General features: G+C 41.3%; 1 pseudogene. It reads right to left on the minus strand.

From position 1 onward, the window contains the following. Window positions 1–448, minus strand: a pseudogene (locus HMPREF9075_RS03350) (hypothetical protein); the annotation flags it as partial.

A 448-nucleotide genomic window follows, 5' to 3' on the forward strand; every position in this document is an offset into this window, starting at 1 on the left:
AATTGGCTTCTACCTGTTCTTTGGTGGTGTCGTTGCCGTTGGCATCGGTGAAAGAGAGAACTTCGGGGATTTTCTGGTAGGCTTTGGTTTCTGCGGCTACTTTGTCGTTGTCTACAACTATCTGTGCGTGGAATATCTTCTGGTCTATGCGTTCATCAAAGTTGTCAGAGACTGCCCCAACGAACATTCCTTGGGTGAGGTTCGCAATCTTACTGGCAGGGATAAGACTATTCAACTGCGTGGATATAGAGGTAGAGGTGTCATTGCGGTTAATCGTAGTAGATTGCCTTTTCTGCAATACCTTTCCAAAACGTTCAGAAAGAGTTTTAGCTGTTTCCCCTACTACTTGTCCGCTAAAGATATTTCCTACCGTATTTTGTATTACTTTACTTTCTTTTTGAGGTGTCAAAGTATTTTCATATATTTGCACTCTGAAAATTAATGTATT

Source organism: Capnocytophaga sp. oral taxon 332 str. F0381 (assembly GCF_000318275.2).
GTDB classification, from domain to species: Bacteria; Bacteroidota; Bacteroidia; order Flavobacteriales; family Flavobacteriaceae; genus Capnocytophaga; species Capnocytophaga bilenii.